Source organism: Marinomonas sp. NPDC078689 (assembly GCF_044542435.1).
Classification (GTDB): domain Bacteria; phylum Pseudomonadota; class Gammaproteobacteria; order Pseudomonadales; family Marinomonadaceae; genus Marinomonas; species Marinomonas arenicola.
The window spans coordinates 108,732-133,118 of the sequence record NZ_JBITUJ010000001.1 but is presented as its reverse complement, the minus strand read 5'-3'; the positions used below and the strand labels follow the sequence as shown (position 1 = coordinate 133,118).

General features: G+C 46.2%; 23 protein-coding genes. 13 read left to right on the top strand and 10 right to left on the bottom strand.

Annotated elements, in window-relative coordinates; translation table 11 throughout:
- Positions 1-45 precede the first annotated feature (45 nt).
- The 5 genes from ACIGBN_RS00595 to phnE (ACIGBN_RS00575) all read left to right on the top strand — a co-directional run bounded on the left by ACIGBN_RS00595 (position 46) and on the right by phnE (ACIGBN_RS00575) (position 5,179).
- Positions 46-1,413, top strand: coding sequence for a sigma-54-dependent transcriptional regulator (locus tag ACIGBN_RS00595; protein ID WP_396663062.1), 1,368 nt, complete (start codon positions 46-48; stop codon positions 1,411-1,413).
- A gap of 216 nt (positions 1,414-1,629) precedes the next feature.
- On the top strand, positions 1,630-2,670 hold the full coding sequence (gene phnD / locus ACIGBN_RS00590; protein ID WP_133001967.1) for a phosphate/phosphite/phosphonate ABC transporter substrate-binding protein: 1,041 nt from the start codon (positions 1,630-1,632) through the stop codon (positions 2,668-2,670).
- A gap of 123 nt (positions 2,671-2,793) precedes the next feature.
- Positions 2,794-3,579 carry a phosphonate ABC transporter ATP-binding protein gene (gene phnC / locus ACIGBN_RS00585; protein WP_133001968.1) on the top strand — a complete coding sequence of 262 codons (786 nt, stop codon included), beginning with the start codon at positions 2,794-2,796 and terminating at the stop codon, positions 3,577-3,579.
- Entirely contained in the window at positions 3,567-4,361 is a 795-nt protein-coding gene (gene phnE / locus ACIGBN_RS00580) for a phosphonate ABC transporter, permease protein PhnE (RefSeq protein WP_396663059.1), read from the top strand. The genes phnC and phnE (ACIGBN_RS00580) overlap by 13 nt, the downstream gene beginning before the upstream one ends.
- 17 nt (positions 4,362-4,378) lie before the next feature.
- On the top strand, positions 4,379-5,179 hold the full coding sequence (gene phnE, locus ACIGBN_RS00575; RefSeq protein WP_396663057.1) for a phosphonate ABC transporter, permease protein PhnE: 801 nt from the start codon (positions 4,379-4,381) through the stop codon (positions 5,177-5,179).
- Between the two features lie 70 nt (positions 5,180-5,249).
- On the opposite strand, the gene ACIGBN_RS00570 is transcribed toward phnE (ACIGBN_RS00575), so the two are convergent.
- Both ACIGBN_RS00570 and ACIGBN_RS00565 read right to left on the bottom strand, forming a co-directional pair.
- Positions 5,250-6,848 (bottom strand): L-lactate permease, encoded by a 1,599-nt coding sequence (locus ACIGBN_RS00570; protein WP_396663055.1) that lies wholly within the window; start codon positions 6,846-6,848, stop codon positions 5,250-5,252.
- A 314-nt stretch (positions 6,849-7,162) separates the two neighbouring features.
- Positions 7,163-8,344 (bottom strand): MFS transporter, encoded by a 1,182-nt coding sequence (locus ACIGBN_RS00565; RefSeq protein ID WP_396663053.1) that lies wholly within the window; start codon positions 8,342-8,344, stop codon positions 7,163-7,165.
- A 133-nt stretch (positions 8,345-8,477) separates the two neighbouring features.
- On the opposite strand from ACIGBN_RS00565, the gene ACIGBN_RS00560 reads away from it, so the two are divergent.
- Positions 8,478-9,368: a LysR family transcriptional regulator gene (locus tag ACIGBN_RS00560; RefSeq protein WP_396663051.1), complete on the top strand. Its 891-nt coding sequence runs from the start codon at positions 8,478-8,480 to the stop codon at positions 9,366-9,368.
- 75 nt (positions 9,369-9,443) lie between these two features.
- On the opposite strand, the gene yghU is transcribed toward ACIGBN_RS00560, so the two are convergent.
- Together yghU and ACIGBN_RS00550 are read right to left on the bottom strand one after the other, a co-directional pair.
- Positions 9,444-10,295, bottom strand: a complete 852-nt coding sequence (gene yghU, locus ACIGBN_RS00555) for a glutathione-dependent disulfide-bond oxidoreductase (RefSeq protein WP_396663049.1) — start codon at positions 10,293-10,295, stop codon at positions 9,444-9,446.
- 233 nt (positions 10,296-10,528) lie between these two features.
- Entirely contained in the window at positions 10,529-11,305 is a 777-nt protein-coding gene (locus ACIGBN_RS00550; RefSeq protein WP_341566252.1) for a ferredoxin--NADP reductase, read from the bottom strand.
- A gap of 163 nt (positions 11,306-11,468) precedes the next feature.
- Between ACIGBN_RS00550 and ACIGBN_RS00545 the strand changes: the two genes are divergently transcribed.
- Positions 11,469-12,401, top strand: a complete 933-nt coding sequence (locus tag ACIGBN_RS00545) for a LysR family transcriptional regulator (RefSeq protein WP_396663047.1) — start codon at positions 11,469-11,471, stop codon at positions 12,399-12,401.
- A 314-nt stretch (positions 12,402-12,715) separates the two neighbouring features.
- The gene (locus ACIGBN_RS00540; RefSeq protein ID WP_133001977.1) at positions 12,716-13,297 is read left to right on the top strand and encodes a porin family protein; all 582 of its coding nucleotides are present in this window, start codon (positions 12,716-12,718) and stop codon (positions 13,295-13,297) included.
- A 55-nt stretch (positions 13,298-13,352) separates the two neighbouring features.
- On the opposite strand, the gene ACIGBN_RS00535 is transcribed toward ACIGBN_RS00540, so the two are convergent.
- Entirely contained in the window at positions 13,353-13,703 is a 351-nt protein-coding gene (locus ACIGBN_RS00535; RefSeq protein WP_396663045.1) for a putative quinol monooxygenase, read from the bottom strand.
- Between the two features lie 213 nt (positions 13,704-13,916).
- On the opposite strand from ACIGBN_RS00535, the gene nfsA reads away from it, so the two are divergent.
- Positions 13,917-14,654 (top strand): oxygen-insensitive NADPH nitroreductase, encoded by a 738-nt coding sequence (gene nfsA, locus ACIGBN_RS00530; protein WP_396663043.1) that lies wholly within the window; start codon positions 13,917-13,919, stop codon positions 14,652-14,654.
- 104 nt (positions 14,655-14,758) lie between these two features.
- Here nfsA and ACIGBN_RS00525 read toward each other — a convergent pair whose 3' ends face one another.
- The gene (locus ACIGBN_RS00525) at positions 14,759-15,997 is read right to left on the bottom strand and encodes an NAD(P)/FAD-dependent oxidoreductase (protein ID WP_396663041.1); all 1,239 of its coding nucleotides are present in this window, start codon (positions 15,995-15,997) and stop codon (positions 14,759-14,761) included.
- A gap of 263 nt (positions 15,998-16,260) precedes the next feature.
- Here ACIGBN_RS00525 and ACIGBN_RS00520 point away from each other — a divergent pair, with 263 nt between their 5' ends.
- Entirely contained in the window at positions 16,261-17,571 is a 1,311-nt protein-coding gene (locus tag ACIGBN_RS00520) for a YjiH family protein (protein ID WP_396663039.1), read from the top strand.
- 129 nt (positions 17,572-17,700) lie between these two features.
- Here ACIGBN_RS00520 and ACIGBN_RS00515 read toward each other — a convergent pair whose 3' ends face one another.
- Positions 17,701-18,573 (bottom strand): LysR substrate-binding domain-containing protein, encoded by an 873-nt coding sequence (locus tag ACIGBN_RS00515; protein WP_133001982.1) that lies wholly within the window; start codon positions 18,571-18,573, stop codon positions 17,701-17,703.
- 114 nt (positions 18,574-18,687) lie between these two features.
- Here ACIGBN_RS00515 and ACIGBN_RS00510 point away from each other — a divergent pair, with 114 nt between their 5' ends.
- Complete coding sequence (locus tag ACIGBN_RS00510) at positions 18,688-19,113, top strand: VOC family protein (RefSeq protein WP_133001983.1); 426 nt, start codon at positions 18,688-18,690, stop codon at positions 19,111-19,113.
- Positions 19,114-19,227: 114 nt separating this feature from the next.
- Here ACIGBN_RS00510 and ACIGBN_RS00505 read toward each other — a convergent pair whose 3' ends face one another.
- Positions 19,228-20,385, bottom strand: a complete 1,158-nt coding sequence (locus ACIGBN_RS00505; RefSeq protein WP_396663036.1) for a TauD/TfdA family dioxygenase — start codon at positions 20,383-20,385, stop codon at positions 19,228-19,230.
- Between the two features lie 121 nt (positions 20,386-20,506).
- Here ACIGBN_RS00505 and ACIGBN_RS00500 point away from each other — a divergent pair, with 121 nt between their 5' ends.
- Positions 20,507-21,415, top strand: a complete 909-nt coding sequence (locus ACIGBN_RS00500) for a LysR substrate-binding domain-containing protein (protein ID WP_396663034.1) — start codon at positions 20,507-20,509, stop codon at positions 21,413-21,415.
- Positions 21,416-21,420: 5 nt separating this feature from the next.
- Here ACIGBN_RS00500 and ACIGBN_RS00495 read toward each other — a convergent pair whose 3' ends face one another.
- Positions 21,421-22,371, bottom strand: a complete 951-nt coding sequence (locus ACIGBN_RS00495) for a LysR family transcriptional regulator (protein WP_396663032.1) — start codon at positions 22,369-22,371, stop codon at positions 21,421-21,423.
- Between the two features lie 160 nt (positions 22,372-22,531).
- On the opposite strand from ACIGBN_RS00495, the gene ACIGBN_RS00490 reads away from it, so the two are divergent.
- Positions 22,532-23,185: a nitroreductase family protein gene (locus ACIGBN_RS00490; protein ID WP_396663030.1), complete on the top strand. Its 654-nt coding sequence runs from the start codon at positions 22,532-22,534 to the stop codon at positions 23,183-23,185.
- A 109-nt stretch (positions 23,186-23,294) separates the two neighbouring features.
- On the opposite strand, the gene ACIGBN_RS00485 is transcribed toward ACIGBN_RS00490, so the two are convergent.
- Positions 23,295-24,245, bottom strand: a complete 951-nt coding sequence (locus ACIGBN_RS00485; RefSeq protein WP_133001988.1) for a diguanylate cyclase — start codon at positions 24,243-24,245, stop codon at positions 23,295-23,297.
- Positions 24,246-24,387 lie beyond the last annotated feature (142 nt).

Below are 24,387 nucleotides of genomic sequence, written 5' to 3'. Positions count from 1 at the left end.
ACACACAATAATAACAAACATAGAATGGCAAAAACGGAGCCCGAAATGCTAGATGATATTCACATAATGATCGTAGATGACGACCATTACATACTCGAAGCGCTCACTGAAATGCTTGAGCTAGAAGACTTTCAAATACAGGTTTACAACCACCCTAGCCATGCGCTAAATGCACTTGAAAAGCACGCACCTGTGGTGGTGTTGAGTGATGTAAAAATGCCTAAGATGGGCGGTTTGAGCCTATTGGCGCAAATACATCAACTCGATGAAGACATCCCTGTGATCTTGATGAGCGGCCACGGCGATGTGCCAATGGCAATTGAGGCGATGAAAGAAGGCGCTTACGATTTTTTAGAAAAGCCACTGGTGCCGGAAATATTGATCCAGCAACTCAGTCGGGCGGTGGAAAAACGCCGCCTTGTTTTAGAGAACCGTAAGTTGCGCCAAGGTTTATTAAAGCATCAAGGATTGGAGGCTTATATCATTGGCGACTCCCCTTCTATGCAGACTATTCGTCAACAAATTCTGGCGCTGGCCCAAGCCAATGTCGACACTATTATTTATGGCGATACCGGCTGCGGCAAAGACATTGTTGCTCGCGCCCTGCATGAATTTAGTGAGCGAAAACACCACAGATTTATTGCCATCAACTGCGGTGGAATGAGTGAAAGTCTGATCGAAAGCGAGCTATTTGGTCACGAAGCCGGCTCGTTTACTGGTGCCAGCAAACGCCACATCGGCAAGATAGAAGCCGCTGACGGCGGCACGCTGTTTTTAGATGAAATAGAAACCATGCCGATCTCGGTACAAATTAAACTGTTACGCGTACTCCAGGAGCGCGCCATTGAACGTGTTGGCAGCACCAAGACCATTCCAGTGGTACTGACCGTTATCGCCGCCAGCAAAGAAAATCTGGCGCAAATGGGCGACGAAGGCAAATTCCGTAAAGATTTATTCTATCGCCTCAATGTCGCCAGTCTCACCATCCCCCCTCTTAAAGATCGCCCTGAAGATGTGTTGCCCCTGTTTCATCACTACGCATCGCAAGCGGCTGAGCGTTATACGAGAGACTTACCAGAGCTCAATGCCAACTTGCTCAATAAGCTCTTACAACACCAATGGCCTGGCAATGTGCGCGAATTGAAAAATGCCGCTGATCGTTTTGTGCTCGGCATCAGCGAAGCCTCGATCGACTCTATCAAAGCGGAAGAGGATGGCGTTGGTCGTTACGAAGAGCGCATGGAACAATTCGAAAAACAATTGCTCACCGATGGACTAAGAGCCACGCAAGGGCAACTTAACGACGCCGCAGAATTGTTGGATTTGTCCCGCAAAACCCTGTATCGAAAAATGAAAAAGTATCATCTCGATAAACAGAACTTCCGACGCGGCGAAGAAAATGGACAAGGCTGACCCATTCCTTATTTTTACTAAGACAATAATGTCCAAAAAACGATTCAATAAATCAAAGAGTCAACATAAGTTTTTGATTTTAAATTGTTTTTATTAACTGGCATTAGCTTTGCTCTATAGCAAGAAGCCATCACACAAGGTGTGGGCTCACGCATCCCCGACTACGGAACCTCCCGACCGGTGATAATAATAAAAATATGTGTTGAGGAAAGAAACATGTCTAAAAATATACTGACTGGACTATTAGTCTCCGGCTCTTTGCTGTTTGCTGCTGCCACGACCCACGCCGCAGAATGCAGCAATCGCGGTGTACTGGATGAAAAATTCTGTGATGAGAATATGGATCTGGTCGCTGATACGCCAAAAGACCCAAGCCAATGGCGCGACCCTAGCACGCTGGTCTTTACCTATACCCCAGTGGAAGACCCCGCCGTTTATAAAGACGCTTTTCATGAGTTCCAAGAATACCTAACGGAAAAAACAGGCAAAAAAGTCATCTACTACACAGTGCATTCTAATGCCGCTGAAGTAGAAGCCATGCGCTCTGGTCGCTTGCACATTGCTGGTTTTTCAACAGGCCCAACTGGCTACGCCGTCAACCTAGGTGGCTATGTACCAATTGCCGTCAAAGGCACAGCAGAGTCTTTCCAAGGCTATAACCTGATCATCATTACCAAAGCAAACAGCGACATCAAAACCGTTGCGGATCTAAAAGGCAAAGTCGTTGCTCATACATCGGCGTCGTCTAACTCTGGTAACCTAGCCCCTCGTGCTTTGTTTCCAAACCTCAACATCACACCTGATAAAGACTACCAAGTGAAATACTCAGGTAAACACGACCAATCTATTATGGGCGTATTATCTGGTGACTATGATGCCGCGCCTGTGGCGTCTGACGTTTACCATCGCATGATCGATGCGGGGCGTATTCAAGAAAAAGACTTCCGTGTTATTTACACCAGTCCGCGTTTCCCAACGTCTGCCTTTGGTTACGCTCACGATCTAAACCCTGAGCTTGTCGAAAAAATCAAAGACGCGTTTTTCACCTTCCGCTTTTCAAAAGACATGCAAAGCACTTTTGGTGGCGCCGACCGATTCTTCCCAATCACCTACAAAGAAGATTGGAAAGTAATTCGTGACATCGCCCACGCAACAGGAACCGCTTACACCAAAACGGGCCTACAAAAGCTGGCGGAAAAAGAAGCCGCAAAAGCCGCGAAAAAACGCGCTGCTGAATTAGCCAAAGAAAAAGGTTAATCATTTTTATGGACGTTCGCGTCCATAAAGCACTCTTTTACTACTTTTCATTATTTTTAAAGAATGGGCTATGCGATGACCTAGATCGCGTCGCATAGCCCTCTTCGCCCGTAGGAAATGATTATGCATACAACAGCTGGTAGCGCAGAGCCTCACACTCTTCTTTCTATTCGAGGTTTACAAAAAGAATATGTGGCAGGAAATGCCATTTTAAAAGGCATTGATATAGACATTAAAGAACAAGGCATCATCGCCATCATAGGCCCTTCTGGCACAGGGAAAAGCACATTATTACGCTGCATTAATCGTTTGATTGACCCAACCAAAGGGCACATTCTGTTAGAGCAAGAAGACTTATCCCAAGCGCGCGGTAAACAACTTCGTATGCTGCGTCGTAAAATCGGCATGGTGTTCCAAGAGTACAATCTGGTCGAACGTTTAACCGTGATCGAAAACGTGTTAACGGGCCGCTTAGGCTACATGTCAGCTTGGAACGCATGGCGCCGTAACTTCTCTCAAGAAGACATTAATACCGCTTTTGAACTATTAGAGGCTGTTGGCTTGGCCGAACACGCCAAAAAGCGCGCTGACAGTTTATCAGGTGGCCAGAGACAGCGCGTCGGCATCGCCCGAGCGGTTATGCAAAACCCACGCGTACTGTTAGCCGATGAGCCTACGTCTTCGTTAGACCCGAAAACCGCCGTCGAAATCATGGAGCTACTGGAGCGTTTTGCGCTTGAAAAAAACATGCCTGCCTTGGTGAACATTCACGATGTGAATTTGGCGCGCCGTTATGCCAAACGCATGATTGGCATGAGCAACGGCGTTGTGGTCTACGACGGTCCACCTGAAGGCATCACAGATGATCACCTAAAACAAATTTATGGGGGTGAGTCATGGCTCGTATAAATTCGCAAGGCAATCACGAAAACCCTTTTAAAGGCAATAACTTAGTCCGTCTTGGTTGGTTTTTAATTGCCGCCTATCTGGTCTATTCCTTTAATGCGATGGGCTTAGAGTGGACACGGATCGTAGAAGGGTTAGGGCACGCCAATGCCTTATTGGATCGCATGTTTCCGCCTAATTTTTCACGCTGGGAACTGCTTCTTAGCGGCTTAGCAGAAAGCCTTGAAATCGCCATTATTGCGAGCATCACAGGGATCATTCTGTCGCTGTTTTTTGGCCTCTTTTCGGCACGTAACTTGATGCCCAACTGGATCAGCATTCCCATGCGCGGCCTGATCGCCCTATGCCGTACTTTTCACCCTGTGATCATCGCAATCTTATTTGTGAAAAGTGTGGGATTCGGAGCGCTCGCAGGGATTCTCACACTGGTGGTGGCGTCCATCGGCTTTATTGCAAAACTGTTTGCCGAAGCCATTGAAGAAATTTCTTTGAAGCAAGTCGAGGCCGTGCGTGCGACAGGAGCAGGGTTCGCTAGCGTTATTTTATTTGCCGTTATGCCACAAGTATTTGCACGCTTTATTGGTTTTGCGACCTATCAATTGGACTCCAATTTACGTAACTCCACCATGGTTGGCATTGTCGGTGCGGGCGGCTTAGGGGGCACTTTATTCTCCGCCTTCCAACGCTTTGATTATGACTTTGTGTCCGCCATTTTAATCACCATCATTGCCATCATTATGGTCGGTGAGTTTTTGTCTAACATTGTGCGCCGAATTTTTAGCTAGGTGTGAAGGAGTCTATTATGCAAACGACCATTAATCACCACTGGCAACGCTTCACGCTAAAGCAAAAACTAGCACGCTACAGTGTCTATCTTGTGTTAGTTGTTGCCTTGGTTCAATCCATGCAAACCGTCGAAGTGATTCCTGAATTCTTCTTTGATGCGCCTGAACAAATGGCGGATATGTTTGGCCGTATGTGGCCAATGGAATGGAGCTATTACCCACTCTCCGTCCATGATGCGATCGTAGAAACGCTAAACATTGCCACCATAGGTACCTTGCTCACCTTGATCATCGCCATTCCTCTGGCGCTCATGAACGCCAGCAACATTACCCATTCTGCTTGGGGGCATTGGATCGCTCGCTTTTTCTTAGTGTCTTCGCGCTCCGTCAACTCTCTGGTTTGGGCTTTACTGTTTGTTTCTATCTTTGGACCTGGGGTAATCGCTGGGGTGCTCGCGATCGCCTTTCGCTCTGTTGGGTTTGTCGGTAAGTTGCTCGCAGAAGCACTGGAAGAAGTGGACATGGGCGCCGTTGAGGCGATTCGGGCAACCGGTGCGTCGCCAACCTCGATATTAATCAAAGGCTACTGGCCTCAAGTCTTACCTGCCTTTTTCAGCATCATTTTGTTCCGTTGGGACATTAATGTCCGCGAGTCAGCAGTGCTGGGCTTGGTGGGCGCTGGCGGCATTGGGGTTGTCTTAAATGACTCGATGAACCTGTTCCAATGGCAGCGGGTGTCTGTGTCGCTACTGGCCATTTTTGTGGTGGTTATTCTAGCGGAAATTCTCGTGGTGAATATTCGTAAGAAATTGATCTAGAAGGTTTTTAAATAATCACATTAAAATCAATCAGGCCAACATAGGTATTTTCCCCTTGTTGGCCTGACGATTAAATCCCGCCACTGGCGAGAACAATGCCTACCAACGCGGCGATCACTGCGTAAGCCATCATTGGAATAATGGTCTTTTTAATGATAAAACCTTCTTTGTTACTAATGCCAAGAATAGTAGAAACGGCAATAATATTATTAATACAAACCATGTTTCCCATGGCCGCACCAGCGGATTGCAGTGCCAATATTAAGGTTGTCGATAAGCCCACTTGCTCGGCGATGCTTTGTTGAATGCCGCCAAAGGTCAGATTAGACACGGTAGCAGAGCCTGAGAAGAAGCTGCCTAACGCCCCCAGCAAAGCCGCGAACAACGACCAGCTGCTCCCTGTTGCGTTTGCAAAAGCATTAGCAATCAAGAAGATAGGTGATTTTTCACCGCCCAACATCATAAGATTCACCATCACTAGAGCGCCCGCCAAAGAGACAAATGGAAGTCGCACCCTGCGACCGGTCTCAGAAAAGGCTTCTTTAACTTGTCGACCGGTCATCTTTAGCAAGGGAATCGACACCAAAACCACCAGCATAAACGGAATCAATGCGGGCACATAAAGCGTCTTATACGACCAGCTTACCGAAGTCGATAAGATGTTTTCAAATGAAATGACCAAGGATTGACTGACCCCTAGATGGCTGGCGCCAACATCCATGCCCAGCCAAGCTTGGGGATTCGTTAGCAGCCCTTTGATGCCCAGCTGACTGATGCGTGTAACGATCAAGATCACAATCAACAACACCAGTGGCAACACCGCCGTGAACACCTCACGAAAAGGCACCCGCACACCTTTTGGCAAATCGTGCTCCGCAGCGTTTAACCCTATATCTGCTTTGGCAAACACAATGCTCAGCATCAAACCAATAGCACCCCCAATCAACGAAGGAAACTCATAATTCCAATTAGCCAAGACATAATAGGGCAAGGTACAAGACAAGATACTCAATAAAATAAAGACGATATTGCGACGAATAAGATGCCAATTAACTACAAACTTCAGCGCCAGAATAGGCACCACTAAAGCGGCAAACAAATTGATTAAAGCGGTCTGGCTAGACACGCTTAATAATTGCTCAGGACTCAGATTTAAGGCCTCAAGACCAAACCAAATAGGCGTCCCCACTGCTCCAAAAGACACAGGCACCGAGTTCATAATCAAAGCAAAAATGGCCACATGTAACGGTGCAAACCCCAAACCAACCAACATGGGAGCGGCAATCGCCGCTGGCGTGCCAAAGCCCGACGCCCCTTCCAGCATAAACGCAAAAGCCCAACCAATAATCATCAACTGCGCAACCGCGTTCGTGCTGATCGAATCCAGCCAACGCCCAATCACCTTTTCGGCACCCGATATGGCCAACACTCGATTTAACAAGATGGCCCCTGCAATAATAGAAATCGGCGTGAGCACAGACAGCACACCAGAAATCACATTGGCGCCCATTACACGCCCTGCGGATTGAAAATAGAAAAGTTGGATCAAACCCACCAATAAGGCGGTTATAGGCAGAGCGATATGGGATGGCAGGGCACGCTTCTTGGTCATCATCCAGATTAGAAGGACAATGGGAAAAGCCGATATTAGGGTACGCTCGAGTTCCATGCTGACGTTCTCGTTGTGTTTTATTCAATCGTATTCAGAGGAGCATTCATTAACTCTATACCAGAAAGGGATAACTCGATGAATCAATTGCTATTTTTATAGGAAATGACAGCCTACTACATCAAAGAAGAGTCGCCTGTGACTTTTGTCATCTTTATAGCAGTTATCACGGTCGATCATCAGCGCAAATGATCGACCAAAAGCCAAACAACACGGAACGGCAAAATAGACCGAAGAAATAAGACGAAACGCTTATCAACAAAAAAGGGAGCGATCATCATCGCTCCCTTTTCTTTTAGTACACCTAATAGGCGTTAAGCAGCGGCTCGTTCCACCACGGAGCGGTTATCCAAGTAACCACTAAAACGCGTTAAAACAAACGCCACCAGCACAATAACGCCGCCAACCCATGCGGTGTCTATTAGTTGGAATTTATCCACTATGTGGCCACCAATAAGCGCACCAAGCGCAATCCCAACATTAAACGCCGCAATATTCAGTCCAGAGGCTACGTCTACCGCATGTGGCGCTTCTCGCTCAGCAATCTGCACCACATAGACTTGTAGTCCTGGCACATTACCAAAGGCAAAGGCGCCCCAAATCAATACAGTTGCTAACGCCAACCATGGGTAAGGCGCCGTAAAGTAAAATAAGAAAAGTACCGCCGCTAATGCTACAAAAAGGTAAGACAAAGCCGACACAGGTCCCATGCGATCCGCCATTCTGCCGCCGTAAATATTACCAACCGCCACCGACACGCCATACACCAGCATGATTAAACCAATTGCAGAAGAGGGAAAGCCGCTCACAGATTCAAGAATGGACGCTAAAAAAGTAAAGGCAACAAAGGTGCCGCCGTAGCCTATCGCGGTCATTGCATAGACCAATAACAAACGCGGTTTCGCCAATACAGACAACTGTTTCACCAAACTCGCACTGGCAGATTGAGGCAAGTTATTAGGTACTAAGATCGCGCTGCCAATCATGGCAACCAAACCAAGTGCAGACACCACTAAAAAGGTCGCACGCCACCCAAAGTGTTGACCGATCCAAGTTCCTAAAGGCACCCCTGTCACCAAGGCAACCGTTAAGCCGGTAAACATCAAAGCAATCGCACTGGCTTCTTTTTCTTTCGACACCAAGCGAGTCGCTATCGTCGAACCAATAGAAAAGAACACACCATGGGCTAAGCCGGTTAATATTCTGGCGGTAATCAAGGCCTCATAGCTAGGTGCAATCCACGCCAGCATATTACCGAGAATAAACAAGCTCATTAAACCAATCAGCAGCCATTTTCGGTTTAACTTACCAGTTAACGCCGTTAATACAGGCGCACCAACGGCCACACCTAGCGCGTATAAACTAACCAATAAACCGGCACTAGGCAGGCTCACTGACAAATCGTTTGCAATGGTCGGGATCAGGCCGACAATAACAAATTCAGTCGTACCAATTGCAAAGGCGCTGAGCGCCAGTGCCCAAAGAGCAAGCGGCATAATAATGCACTCCTATTAAAAATGAGATTCAAGTTTTGTTGGAGTGGATTATGAAGCCTGTTAATATTTACAAAAACAGCATTAATAACAAATCACCTTTTCATAAACGGCAACAATATACGAGTGAGGCAAGATGAATGGTATACGCTCAAAAACAGAAGACTTAGAAATACTCCTTGCCGTCGCGGATCATGGGGGGTTTTCTGCCGCAGCCAATGCACTCGACATACAAGTCGCCAAGGTTTCCCGCGCTATCTCGCGCCTGGAGCAAGAGCACGCCTGCAGTTTATTTACTCGCACCACTCGAAAGGTCACAGTGACACAAGAAGGCGAGCAATTTATTCGCTCGATTCGTGAGGCAATGAAGCAAATAATGGGCGCGGAATTCGCCCTCACCGAACAAAAAATACGCCCTAGTGGCCGTTTACGAATCGACGCTGCCAGCCCCTTTGTTCTTCATCAGCTTGTTCCTTTGATCAAGCCGTTTCGAATCGCCTATCCAGACATCGAATTAGAGCTGGTATCAAATGACAACATTATTGATTTGATCGAAAAGCGCACCGACCTAGCCATTCGAATCGGCGGCTTAAGTGATTCAGGGCTGCACGCGTCACTGCTTGGACGCAGCCCTTTGCATTTAGTGGCTGCGCCTGATTATCTCTTGCGCTCAGGCACCCCCAGCACACTGGATGAGCTAAGCCAGCACGATATTATTGGCTTCTCTGATAGTGCGAACTTAAACAAGCTACCCAATACCCCTCCCGTCAATCTGGCGGTTAGCATCAAAGCCAACAGCGGAGAGACCATTCGCCAGCTGTGCTTAGAGGGCAATGGCATTGCCCTGCTGTCTCATTTTATGATTGCCAATGATCTTCAGTCTGGCCGCCTAGTTACCTTACTGCCAGACGCCATCCATACACCAAATCCACGAGAATTGATTCAAGCTGTGTATTACAAGCACACAGCACTTGCCTCTAGAATCGACGCGTTTTTGCAGTTTATTGTAGGAAAACTCAGCTTTTAACGCTTTTCAAAGCCATAAAAAAGGGCTAACCAAGTTAGCCCTTTACTTAACCAATAACGATTTAACCCAGTCTAATTAGTCGAGTAAACCATCAAAATCGGAAGCGTCATGACGCTCCAGCAGTTTGGCTCCGTCACCAAACCCTTTGTTTACGATGCGACCGCGCTGAACCGCTGGGCGTGCTTCAATCTGTTTTGCCCAACGCATCACGTTTTTGTAGCTTGCTACGTCCAAAAACTCAGCGGCATCGTACAAGTTACCCAGTACCAAATTACCGTACCAAGGCCAAATCGCGATGTCTGCAATCGAGTATTCTTCACCTGCAAAGAATTCATTGTTTGCTAAGTGCTGATCAAGTACGTCTAGTTCACGCTTTACTTCCATTGAAAAACGATCAATTGGATACTGCATTTTAGACGGTGCGTAGGCATAGAAATGACCAAAACCGCCACCTAAATATGGAGCAGAACCCATTTGCCAAAACAACCAATTGCGACATTCTGTCTTAGCTTTAAAGTCACTCGGCACAAGCGCATCAAACTTTTCAGCCAAATATTGCAAAATAGAGCCAGATTCAAACACACGAGTTGGCGGTGTTGTACTGTGATCCATCAGAGCAGGGATTTTTGAATTCGGATTGATCTCTACAAAACCGGAGCCAAACTGATCGCCTTCACCAATGTTAATCAAATAGGCGTCGTATTCGGCGGCGTCGATTCCCATAGCCAATAGCTCTTCGAGCATGATAGTCACTTTTTGGCCATTCGGTGTTGCTAAAGAATGCAGTTGAAGTGAGTGCTCACCTACCGGCAATACTTTTTCATGTGTCGCCCCTGCAGTCGGTCGGTTAGTGCTAGCAAATTTACCACCATTTTCAGACTCCCATTGCCAAACTTTTGGTGGGGTGTAACTTGTCTCAGTACTCATAGAATCTCCTAAGTGTCTTTTTGCAAACCAGGTAAAAAAGTCTTTGCAGCCCAATGGCCTACAAAATTTAGCTGATTCATCAGTCGTATCTGTCTAGATGGGGCCTTTTTTGAGGCTCACAATAGCCTTGCTACCAGAACCAGGCCATATCGACAATGCACACGAAAATAATGACACAAAAAATCCTTTGTGCACTAGAGCACAAAGGATGAAAAAATGGGGAAGTAAAAACCTTATTTCTCGACAAAGGCTCTTTCAATCACATAATCGCCAGGAACACCGATCTTAGGTGATTCATTAAAGCCTCGCTGATCCAACAAGGCCGCCGTGTCTTTTAGCATATGCGGGCTGCCACAAATCATCACACGATCATGCTCTGGGCTTAATGGCGGCAAGCCGATATCATCAAATAATTTGCCACTGGCGATTAGGTCCGTTAAACGCCCTTGATTACGAAACGGCTCTCGCGTCACCGTTGGGTAATAGATCAGTTTCTCTCTCACCAAATCGCCAAAGTACTCGTTATTTGGCAACTCGTTTTCAATAAAGTCCGCATAAGCTAATTCGCTAACGTGACGCACACCATGAACCAAAATGATTTTTTCGTATTCATCGTAGGCTTCAAAGTCCTGTATCAAGCTCAAAAATGGCGCCAAACCAGTGCCTGTGGATAACAAATACAAGTGCTTACCTGGGTGCAGATCACGGGTCACTAACGTGCCTGTTGGTTTGCGGCTGACTAAAATATCATCGCCTGCTTTTAAATGCTGCAAGCGTGACGTTAAAGGGCCATCGGCGACCTTGATACTAAAGAATTCCAAATGCTCACTGTAATTAGGACTGGCAATGCTGTAAGCGCGTATCAAAGGACGAGAGTCTGTTTCTAGGCCAATCATCACAAATTGGCCATTATCAAAGCGCAAACTTGGGTCTCGCGTCACTTTAAAACTAAAAAGATTGTCATCCCAATGATGAACACTCAATACTTGTTCGGTTGCAAATCCACTCATGATTATCCTGCTATAAATCTATAAAAATGGTCGTCTGAAGGACTAAGAAGACTAAACAGTCGAGACTTCAGCGTTTTCGTTGCTGTCTATTTTATAAACGACTATAGTATTTGTTAAGTTGATTGTTTAGATATTATCCATCTATAAAATAGATATATAGCCTATGAAGTTTACCCTGAGACAACTTGAGATTTTTGTTGCTGTGTCACGTACCGGCAGTGTTTCCCGTGCTGCCAACACCCTATTTTTATCGCAATCCGCAACCAGCACAGCATTGGGTGAACTGGAGCGCCAGTACAACGCACAGTTATTTGATCGCGCCGGAAAATCGCTCAAAATCAACGAAATGGGACGCCAAATTCTGCCTTTAGCGGTCGAGTTGTTGGATCGAGCCGAAGACATTAACAACACCCTCAAAGGCCACCAAGGCTACGGTCTAATGAAAATTGGCGCCACGTTAACCATAGGCAATTATCTGGCCACGCTCTTGGTCGCTGAGTTTCTACACCTACACCCAGATAGCCAAATAAAGCTCGAAGTACACAACACCAGCGCGATCATTCAACAAATCAGCAACTATGAATTAGACATCGGCTTGATCGAAGGCGCATGCCACCACCCAGACATAGAAGTCGAAAAGTGGATGGCCGATGAGCTGGTTGTTTTCTGCGCACCTGATAATCCGTTAGCCAACGCCGGCAACATCAGTATGGAAACGCTCATTAAAACCCCTTGGATTCTCCGAGAAAGTGGCTCAGGAACACGCGAAACCTTTGACCATGCCTTTCATCACTATCATGCTCAACTTAACATTCGCTTAGAGCTTGAACACACCGAAGCCATTAAGCGCGCGGTGGAATCTGGCTTGGGCATTGGTTGCATTTCCCGCCTTGCGTTAAAAGATGCCTTTCGCCGTGGCAGCTTAGTCCCCATTGAAACCCCTGAATTGGATCTAAAACGTTATTTCTACTTTCTTTGGCATAAGAAAAAATTCCAGACCCCAAGCATTCGAGAATTTCTCCTATTGTGCCGCACCATCACCGAAGGCATAGAACGCAGCGATCAAGTTAACCTGTCTAAAATAAACCAACACTGACCCTGATGAGTTCCACATAAACTCACAGAGTCAGCAGCGGTAATTTTTTCAGACTGTATAAAAAAACTACAGAAATATAAAAAATCAGCCTGACTAACAAACGCTTTTTACCTTGAGCCTTACCGCTTAGCCTTATCGGAAAAGCCCTTTTTCTGCGAGGGATGTGACAAGTTTGTCAGTTTTTTCTCATAAAAAGAGCAGTAAAAGTGAAGAAAGGCGGGCTCCTGTCAGACTGGCACGCACCTTGTTACTTACCTGAGTACAGCGCTAATTTGCTTGTATCATTTTTTAAAAAGTAACTGAGGAGTAAGCACATGAAGAACTTAATTCCCGCACTCGCGACAACGGTCGCATTAGTTTCTTTCAGCACAATTGCAGCAGCAAATGAAGGGCCAACCAACACGCACGGATTTTATGTTGGTGGTAACTATGGTTATTTAAAACTCGATGGTGATGATGATTTTGACCAAGACAGTGATCATGATATCAAGCAAGGTGTGATTGGCTATCGAATCAACCAATACATTGCTTTAGAAGGGAGTTACATCGACTTTGGACACTATGGTAATGATGTGACCAGCGCCAAAACAGACGGCTATACTGCGGCGATTAAAGGCACCATTCCTGTCGGTAATCGCGTCGAGCTGTTCGCAAAAGCCGGACAACTTTGGTACTCAACCGATTATTCCGTTGCTTCTTATAGCGACAGTTCTGACGACACTGGAGTCTTTGCAGGCGCCGGGGTTGGCTTCAAGGTGACGGATAACTTTTTGCTCAACGCACAATACACTTGGTATGACGTTGATCTAGATGCGAAGAGCGCAACCGACAGCTCTAGCACTCACACCAATACGGACTTTAACCAAGCCAGCGTGGGTGCTGAATACCGCTTCTAAACACTGGCGGCTCGACAAGGTTAACCTTGTCGAGCCTGTTTAGGCGGTCACAAGATCAGCCTAATTTTGGCGCATCAAAGTCTTCAGGTTCATCTGAGTACACGCACACATTCCAATCTTCAATTAAGCCATCGCTCGATTTGCATTGGCTTTCAAAAAACGCCACCAATTCGCTACGCTGGTTATGCGCTTCGAATGACTTCATATCTTGCCAAACTTCATTGAAAACAATAGGAAAGCTAGTGCCTGTGGCCATAGGGCAGGCGATTTGGCGCGTGACGCGATATTGGATACAGCCGTCTTCACGTAGCGTATTCGCTTCAAGCCCCTGCAATAGCTTGAACACGGCCTTTTCCTGGCCTGCTTTTGGTAAAAACTGCGCAATACAATACACTTTGCTCGACATAATGACGTCCTTTCAAAAAGATAAGTGGGCTTTTCACGGGATAATGAAAAGCTCAAGACAATACCCAATGCCCCGCACGCAGACAAGCTTGATAAGCGAAACTCCCCATCTTGTTCTCTTTGTGCAGCAAAATGCGAAAGTGCAGTGGCACGCTTTCATTCTACGAAACGTCTGATTAGTATCGATGATTATTATTCATCGAGTAGTTTGATTATGAACCCTATTATTGAAGCACAACTGGCGCACCGCTCCATCCGTAAGTACCTAGACAAAGACATAGAACCAACACTTTTACACCAGCTAATAAACAGCGCTCAAGGTGCTGCCTCGTCTAGCTTTATTCAAGCCTATTCATTGGTTCAGGTAACAAACACAGAAAACCGTAAGAAGATTGCCACCTTGGCTGGCGGTCAGAATTGGGTAGAAGCCGCCCCTGAATTTCTGGTAATTTGCGCCGACCTTAGCCGAGTCGAATACGCCTGTGTAGAACAAGGTCTTGGTAAACTAGAGGGGTATGCTGAGCACTTCCTAACCGCTACCGTCGATGCGGCGCTCATGGCTCAGAACCTCATGTTAGCGGCGGAATCTGTTGGTCTTGGCGCTGTATTTATCGGCGGCATTCGCAACGACCCAGCCCAAGTGTCTGAACTCCTTTCCCTACCGGAACAAGTCTATCCTGTGTTTGGCATTTGTCTTGGTTACCCTGATGCCGAGCCAGACGTTAAGCCGCGTTTACCTGTCGACGTTGTTTTGCATACTGATCGCTACGACGCGTCTCGTTGCGAAGCGGATGTCAAAGCCTACGACGCTCAAATGGAAGGCTATTACCAAAGTCGTGGTGACAACCAAAAAACCAGCAATTGGTCAGAACAAACCGCCGCAGCGGTACAGAAAAAGAAACGCGAGCACATGTTAGCTTTCTTACAAGAACGCGGTTTTCTGAAACACTAAGCGCTGTAACACCGCCCTTCGCGCCCCATTTATTGGGCGCATAAAAAACGTGGCCTCAGGTCACGTTTTTTTATCCTCACTAGCGCGCTTTTAAAACCCGCAGATTAATGCGCTAGCTGATGCTTTGGATCTAACGCGCTTAATAAGGCGCCTGTCTCACCCGAGATCGACTTTACTAACAACTCTGCGGTTGTTGGTCCCAGTGTAAAACCTTGATGCCCATGACCAAAATGAAACCACAAGCCTTTATGGTTCGGCGCCGCCCCCACCAGAGGTAGCATCTTTGGCATACAAGGACGAGTCCCTAACCATTGCGGCTCAACAATTTTCTCACCCAAAGGGAGGATTTCGCTTAACGCCTTAGCACCACGATTTAATTGGCTAATCTCAGGCGGCGCATTCATTGGCACCAGCGACACCCCAGTTGTGACTCTCAAACCAGATGCCATCGAACACGCTAATACGCCATTTTCTACGTCCATCAAAGGCCGAATAAGTGAGGTTGGCGTCGTAAAATGCCCATGGTAACCACGTTTGTAAATCATCGGAATTCGATAACCAAAGCGCTTGAGCAACTCTGGCGACCAAGGACCTAACGCAACCACCGCATGTTCAGCATGCAAGGCCCCTTCTTGGGTCATGACTTGCCAGCCGGTTGCGGTTTGCAGCAAACTGTCCGCTTCACCAAAAACAAAGCGCCCACCGCGAGACACAAATAAGGCCGCGTACGCTTTCGTCAAATCACCCGGCGATCGGCAACTCCAGTTTTGTTCAAAATCCACCACGCCCACTGGGTCACCGCGTAACTCAGGCTCTTCTGCACGATAGCGTTTTCCGTCGATAATCCGCGATGTTACGCCGTATTCACGTTCCAAAAAGGTCGCCTTTTGAGCGGCTTGCTCAAACGCCTCTGCCGTTCGGTATAGCATAGCGAAACCATTACGCTGAATAAGCGCTTCAGCACCAGAATCACGAATCCAACCAGCATGATCCTTTGTCGATCGCGAAGTAAGCTGGGAATAAAAATGGGAAATTTCACGATGCTTCGCCATAGAAGAATGTCGGAAATAAGACAAAAGCGCTGGCGCCATTTGCATTAACCCATCTAATCGCCAAGTCACATCATTGTTCATTTCAAACACGTATTGAAACAACGCCATCGGGTTTCTAGGCAATGCATAGGGCTCTGCCGCTTCAGCTTGAATGATGCCAGCATTGCCATAACTGGTTTCACAGCCAACCTCCATACGGTCCACAAGTGTCACGGTATGGCCCGCCGCCTGTAGCGCGAGCGCACTACTAACACCCACCATCCCTGCGCCTAACACCAAAAACTCAGCCATACCTTCTCCTTAACGATCCATTTGAAACGCCATTAAAAAACACTGATTGTCTATACATGTATTAATGATATATTTTTGATGGTAAATTATTCCCGCAAGTGAAAAAGAGCGGTTAATAGAGACTATTGCCTCTAAAAACACTAACTCTCTTGTTATCACTTGTTGGTTTAACAATAAAAACAAACAGAAATATAGGTTGTATATACATATTGGCGTAATTCTTGCCTTTACGATAGCAACTAAAACCAAAAGGGACGACCCCCATGAACTCAAGCAACACTCAAACGACAAACAAAGGGCTTGCTGCTGCAAAGCTCATCTTATTTAGCGCCATTGGTTTCCTGTTCTTTTTTATACCGATTACTCTAAACGGTAAAAGTACTATACCACTGGACCACATCGTCTCTTGGCTGCGTTCCGATTTCTCTTATGGAATCCAAATCTACGCATTGATCGTGATTATCGCAGGGGGCATCTACCCTTTTTGGAAAGGGACATGGCACACCAGCACCACTAATAAAGTGCTGTCCGTATTCAAAGTCCTTGGCGTAATAACTGCGTTAATGGCTTTCTTTTCTGTCGGCCCCGCTTTCTTATTTGAAAAAGACATGCTGCCCTTCTTATTCTCAAAACTGGTTGTACCAGTTGGGTTAATTGTGCCGCTTGGTGCTATTTTCTTAGCGTTTTTAATCAGTTACGGACTTTTAGAATTAGCAGGCATCCTTCTACAGCCGATTATGAAGCCCATTTTTAAAACCCCAGGTAAATCCGCCATTGACGCGGTTGCCTCCTTTGTCGGTAGCTATTCCGTTGGTTTATTGATTACCAACAAGGTGTATAAATCAGGGCAATATTCCGCCAAAGAAGCTGCGATTATTGCGACAGGGTTCTCTACCGTGTCTGCTACCTTTATGGTTATCGTTGCGAAAACGTTAGGCTTGATGGAAGTATGGAATCTATTTTTCTGGAGCACCCTACTCATCACCTTTATCGTGACTGCAATTACCGTTCGCTTGCCACCATTACGCAGTATGGACAATGAAAAAACCGTTGCAGACGTAGATGAAATAGAAGGCTCTCGCATTCAACATGCACTAAAAGAGGGCTTATCCGTTGCCTCTCAAGCGGAACCACTCACTAAAAGCATCATCCAAAACACCAAAGACGGCATGTTAATGGCAATGAGTATTTTGCCTTCCATTATGTCGGTGGGGTTACTTGGCTTGTTGTTAGCCAAATACACACCGATTTTCGATTGGGTTGGTTATCTTTTCTACCCATTTGCATGGGTGTTGCATTTACCAGACCCAATGCTGGTTGCCAAAGCCTCGGCAACAGGTCTAGCTGAAATGTTCCTGCCGGCATTGATCGCGGCCAAAAGTGTGTTCGTGACCAAGTTCGTTATCGGCGTAATTTCCATCTCATCGATTCTCTTTTTCTCGGCGTCTATCCCTTGTATTTTGTCGACTCAAATCCCTATTTCAATCCGACAAATACTGGTTATTTGGTACATACGTACCCTGCTGACCATGGCCATCGCGACCCCTGTTGCCTTCTGGGTGGCAAGCGCCTAAACCCAGTTAAGAGCCTTAATGGGCTCCCACTAAAAAAGAAAAACGGCGACCTAATGTCGCCGTTTTTATTGTTGGTTCTTTATTAAAAGCCATTTATTGAGCGTTATAAATTAACCATCTAGACGGCGGTTATCGCCATGTCATTGCTGTGGTAATCGCCTGAATTAGGCTTTTTATTGCTGGATCCACACTGGCCATTTGTTTATAGACTAAACCAATTTCACGCTTTAAATAATGCGAACCTAGCGTGAGGGCATCAATAGAAGCAGGCCAATTAGGATGAGCATCCGTTTGTGGCACAATCGCGACCCCAACGCCCAGTTCCACCAGCTTAACAATCGCATCAATCTCGTCCACTTCGCACTTTTCATTCACGGAAAATGGCAATTGCTGCAATAGTTTGTCAACTTGACGGCCACCAAAAGAAGAGCGGTCGTAACGTATAAATGGGTGCTCTGATAATCCGCTTTGCCAATCCACAACCGCGAAATGCTTAGGAGCAATCAGCACAAAAGGCTCTTCAATCAGCGGCTCCCAAATGACATCTGGGTGAATATCAAAGGTGGGGCGTATCATCACAGCAAGATCCAATTCGCCGGAATCGACTCTGTCCAATAACGCCATGGACACCCCTGGAAATATTCTTGTTCGACAACTGGAATATTCTTGGTGAAAGTCCGCCAATGCCGTTGGCAAAACACTTCGCTGTATTGAGGTAATGGCCCCGATGTTAATCAGCTTCATGCCTTCTTTGAATATCGGCGTGGTGCCAAGGCTGTGACAACGGTCAACAATATCTTTGGCTTGCTCTAATACATGCAACCCAGCTTGGTTGAGGTACGCTGTACGCCCCACTCGATCAAAAATCTGCATACCTAACATGTGCTCAAGACGCTGCATTTGCGCGCTTACAGCCGCTTGAGTTAGGCCAATTTTAGCGCCTGCCGCTGCAAAGGTGCCTTCACTTGCGACGGCGATTAAGGTTTTCAGTTCTTTGATCATTCGCGGCTTAACTCATCATTTAAATTTGTATTTCAGTCAAATATTCATTGATATTATTGTTCTATTGCAGAACTTACAATCATTAATACCAGTCAATAATTGTGAGAGAAAACCATGAGTCTACAGCCTTTCCACCTCGCTATTCCTGTTTATGACGTTCCTCTAGCGCGTGCTTTTTACCGCGATGTATTCGGATTAGAAGAAGGTCGCTCCGCCAAAGAATGGGTCGATTTTAATTTCTTTGGTCATCAATTAGTGATCCATCATCACCCTAAAACACCGACACAAGAAAGCGCTAGCACGAACTCTGTCGACGGTCACGATGTGCCGGTTCCTCACTTTGGTGTGGTATTAACATGGGAGCAATGGGAAGACCTGGCTAAACGATTACAAGCTCAGGGCACACATTTTATTATCGAACCCTACATTCGTTTTAAAGGGCAAGTCGGAGAGCAAGCCACCATGTTTTTCCTAGACCCATGCGGTAACGCCCTAGAATTTAAAGCGTTTAAAGACATGGGGCAGCTATTCGCCAAATAAAGGCACGGCCCTTTTATTGCCTAAAAAAAGGCCAACATAAAGTATGTTGGCCTTGCCTTTTATTTGTTGTCATTTTCCGCGATAAGCGCTTTATCTGCCGCCATCATCAGAAAACTAGCCGTGTTTTTGGGCAAGTACTCGTAAGCGGCTTTTGAACTCAGAACGATCAACATAGCAACCATGTAAATGACGGCGGCCACTGGTGTCGGCAAACTTGTTGCGCCCATGTAACACTCGGCGGTTATCAAACACCACCATTTGACCGGCTTGCAGCTTCAATTCTATTTCAAAACGCGCATCCCGTAACCGCGCCATAAAACTGCGGTAAGCAAGGTAATAGTCATGCATTACCTCGGCCGGCAAATCAAACACAGTGGCGATGTGCGCATTGTATTTCACTTCGATAATATTACCGAAGTCGTCAACATTGATAACGCTATGGTGCTGACGAATATCGTGTTCTTGATCGTGGTATCGAAAAGGAATCACTTGTTCTGATAATAGTTTGAAGTGATCTGGGCATTGTTCGCGCAACGCCTCTGCTACTCGTAGCCCATCCACAAACCTTGACTCTCCCCCTTCGCATTCATTCGCAAGGCAATGCAGAAACTGATATCCCGGAGGCGTTTCTTGATTGGGCAAATCCGTGTGCAGCGGCAGTGAAATGGAGGTGTAAGCCAAATTAATTGGCGACGCAACAGACACCACATCAAAGGTCGTACCAAAATTTGTCTGGCGTAAATAGTCCACTCGAGTCGCCAATGCTGCCATCGATTCTGCCGTGTCCGGCATGCCTTCCACTATGGTCAAACCCAACTTATCCAGCTCGACCATCCATTGGTACAAGGCAGCATCATCACTTATTACCGAGGCATAATTCGCTCGCGGGATACGCTGAGCAAATGACGAATCCCAGCTTTGATAGCTACTCGTATGACGCGCACGAGTGGGACGAGAATAATTGTGTTCATAGAGCCAAGACAGCAAAAAAGTACTCTTGTGCCCTCCTTCTGACCACACTATATCAAGACTCGTGTCATTCACCTGAATACGCAACGGGTGAATGTCCTCCGTCACGCTGAGCAGATCAAAATCCCGTTCTTGTGTCTCCGGATGAAACGCAGAATCGCAGTTATCCCTGAGCCACAAATAGTGATATTGAGCACTTTCTCCGGTTTCCCACTCAAGCGTTAAACTGTGTTCAGCTTGTTGAACTGAGACAATTTTCTGTTGCAAAAGAGAGGGGATTGGCTGACTAACACTGGCGGTCATGGCACGCTCCTGAGTACACGAAATACATCGACTAAAATCATCAGGCCATGATGGATCTATTGTATATTTTATTCAAACAACATATTTTTACAAAGTTGATAAGTAATTATGATGGATTAATATGAAAACAGACCTTCCTCCTATGAACTGGGTCAAAACCTTTGAAGTGGCAGCTCGTCTGCTTAATTTTAGTGCGGCGGCTCGTGAACTCAACATGACTCAATCTGCCGTTAGCCAGCAAATTAAGCTATTAGAGCATCATTTAGGTGATCCTTTATTCATTCGTAAACACAGAAAGGTCACTCTTACTAACAGTGGATTGGCCTATCTCCCTGTCGTGCAAGGGGTGCTTAATAATTTGCAGCGTAAGACCGCGGATATTTTTTCTCCTATTGGCAAAGGCCGCTTAGTACTCAATGTGAATTACGCGTTTTCGTCGCTCTGGTTAACCCATCATATTTATAAATTTTGCACACGCTATCCGGGCATTCGCTTACAACTGATTCACTCGAACTGGGAACGTGACTTTTCTGAAAGTAACTATGATTTATCCATCATGAATGGCAATGGGCGCTGGCCAGGACTGAGCCTAGAACCTCTGCTGAAGGCGGAAGTACAGGCGTTTTGTTCGCCTCAGCTGGCTAAATTAATCCACTCGCCCAATGACCTTCTCTCATTGCCCCTTATTGAAGTCATGGGAAGCAGCCACACTTGGTCACAATGGTTTGAAACAGTTGGCATCGACATGGATGTCAGTAAGGTGGTATGCCATAAAGTCGACACTCTAGTGGCCGCCACACAGATGGTAAAATCAGGGCTTGGCGTAATGCTCGCTTACCCGGATTTCTTTACCGAACAAGACCTTAAAGAAACATTACGTTCTCCTCTCAAGGTTCGCTTACCCACAGAAGACAACTACTTTCTGGCTTTTCCTGAAGGCAAGCCGCTCTCTAAGTCCGCCACGGTTTTTCGTGATTGGCTGCTGGAAGAGTTAGGGCTGCTCGTCAATCACGCTAAAACGTCGCTTTAAAAGACCTATTTGCCTTTCGCTTCCTCCAATACGCTGCTGTCAATAAAGCCTTTTTGCACTAATTCCGTCAGCAACGCTTTCGTGCGCTCTCTAAAGAGATCCCGCAATAAACGCACGGTTGGCGTGATGGATTGGCGACTGGAACAGACCAGCCAAAGTTCACCTTCGGGGACTTTATAACCCTGCATCAGAGGAACAAGGCGCCCCGAGAGTAAGTCGTGAGCGATGTCGAGTGACGACTTGATCGCAACCCCTTTGCCAGCAACACACCAGCGCCTCACTAAGTCGCCATCGTTGGCGGCACAGATGGCTTTAGGCTTTACCTTGTAACTGCGCTCATCATCAGAAAAGCGCCATGTGTCATTTAGAATGTCTTGCAGCTGGTAGAACAATCCCTGGTGGCTTAATAGATCCTTTGGCTGTGATGGCAACGCATGCTGATTAATGTATTCGGGGCTGGCGACCAATAACCTCGGCACATTGCAAATTTTGAAGCCATACAAATTTGAGTCTGAGGGCGGCCCATAACGCAGCGCCATGTCCAAAGCATCCCGATAGAAATCGATATTACTGTCGCTGATATGAGCCCTCAGTGTCACTTGCGGATGCTGCATCATAAAATCGTCAATCCAAGGAATCGCAAGATTTCGACCTAAGTCCGACGATACGGCAATTCGAATTTCACCGTTAATCACATCCAGATCATTGTGGATGGTTTGTTTGGCTTGCTCAAGTAACGATAACGCTTCAGCACATTGCGGCAAATAACGCTCTCCAGCACTCGATAATCGTAAATGCCGTGTTGTACGAACAAACAATTCCACCCCTAACGCCGCTTCAATTCGCTTCACCGCCGCGCTGGCCGTCGCTATTTGCATATCAAGATGTCTAGCCGCCGCAGTGATGCTACGAAACTCCGCAACGTTCAGCACGACTCTGAGGTCTTCAAGCTGCATAATTCACCCTTTTTCATAGAAATGTCATGAAAGTATTATCAAATAAGAATTGATAATAATTCAACAAAAACCCTGTTTTCCATTTGATGAAGAAGCGTTAATATGGCGCCATCTCAATTGGCAAAGCTGCCAAGTTGCTTACTTTTTTATGGAGACAAACATGTCAAACCCTATTATTTCTGAACTAGAAAAACGCCACACAGTAAAACATTACGATGCGTCTAAACGTATTTCTCAAGAAGATTTGGCTGTGATCTACGAAGCTATTCGCCTGTCTCCGTCTTCTATCAATTCACAGCCTTGGAAATTCATTGTGATTGAAAGTGACGAAGCGAAACAACGTTTCCATGATACTTTTGCAAACAAATTTCAGTTCAACCAAAAACACGCAAAAGCAGCGTCACACACTATTTTGTTCGCCCACAAAGTAGAATACAAACGTGAAGATTACTCAAAAGTCATCGACGCTGACATCGAAGCTGGCCGTACTAAAGCAGAAAACAAAGAACAAGCATTTGGCGCTTTCGCTTTCGTTGATATGAACACAGACGATAAAGGCATCAATGCACCTTGGACAAAAGCGCAAACTTACATCGCGCTTGGCAACACAATGACAACGCTTGCTCGCATGGGCATCGACTCTACGCCAATGGAAGGTGTTGATCATGAGCTGATCAGTGAATTGTTCCCAGAGCTTGAAGGCTACCAATGTGACGTAGCACTAGCAATGGGCTACAACGATGCGACTGAAGACTACAATGCCGCATTGCCAAAATCTCGTCTAGCACTAGAAAACATCCTAACGGTACTGTAATACTGGTAACAGTATTCCAAACGAGATATCCCTCGAAAAGAGCAGATCACGCAAGTGGTCTGCTCTTTTTTATGGCGATATTGGTCTGTCAAAGCACGAATGAGATGATCTAGTTCTGATTTTCTACAGCAGAGGAAGGCACAACAATTAAGCTTGAGACTTTATTACGGCCACTTTCTTTCGCTTGATAAAGTAGATCATCCGCTTGCGCGATTAGATCTCTTGTCTCCAAGATACGGTTGGGGGTCATTTCCACTAAGCCAATACTGGCGGTCATATAAGGCGCTATAGGCGAACGCTCATTGGGAATTTTTAACTGACGTATCTCTTCTAACAAGGCTTTAGACAATACTAGCGCTTCCAGTAAAGTGGTATAGCTCCAAATAACGGCAAACTCTTCCCCACCATAGCGAGCACAAACATCACCTGTGCGGCGGGCAAAGTTTTTTAATAGCGTACTCACCGCGATCAAACAATCATCCCCAGTCTGATGACCATAGGTATCATTGAGCAACTTAAAGTGATCTAGGTCGATCACCGCCAGACTAATTGGCTGTTTTAATGTCAAACATTGCTGCCATTGTTCACTCAAGATTTCATCAAACGCTCGGCGATTATAAATATTGGTCAAACCATCTCGGCGTGCCAGTTTTTCCACCGCTTTTTCTGCCAGTTTTCTCTCAGTGACATCCTGATGAGAAATAACAAAAAAATGCGCTTCGTTCAGCTTAAAAGGAGACACACGCATAATAAACCAGCGCTGCTCATTATTACTGTGACAGGGATATTCTAAATTGAAATACGCCTCTTTTTGATCAATAACACTTTTAATGCCGCGCCCTGCCAGAGCCCCAAACTCATCCCCTGCTAAAGCGGCACTATCGCAGACGGATAGATAATTCACCTTGCTCCAATCCTGCACAACCAAACAGTCATTATCACTGCCAAACTGAGACCAGCTATGGTTAACAAAGCAAATGTCTCCGCGCTCATTAATCACCGCAATATTCTCTGCAATTGAGTCTAAGATTAACCTCAAAAAATCGTCTGAATCTTCCACTCACCGCTTCCTCGTCCTACAAATTGCGTTATTAATCATCGCTGAGTTCAAATACGACCCTAGCACACAGTAACACCAGCAATCCTTTGCTCTTTTAGAACACTCAAAACCAGATATCAGCGTCCCATACCAATACTAAAAC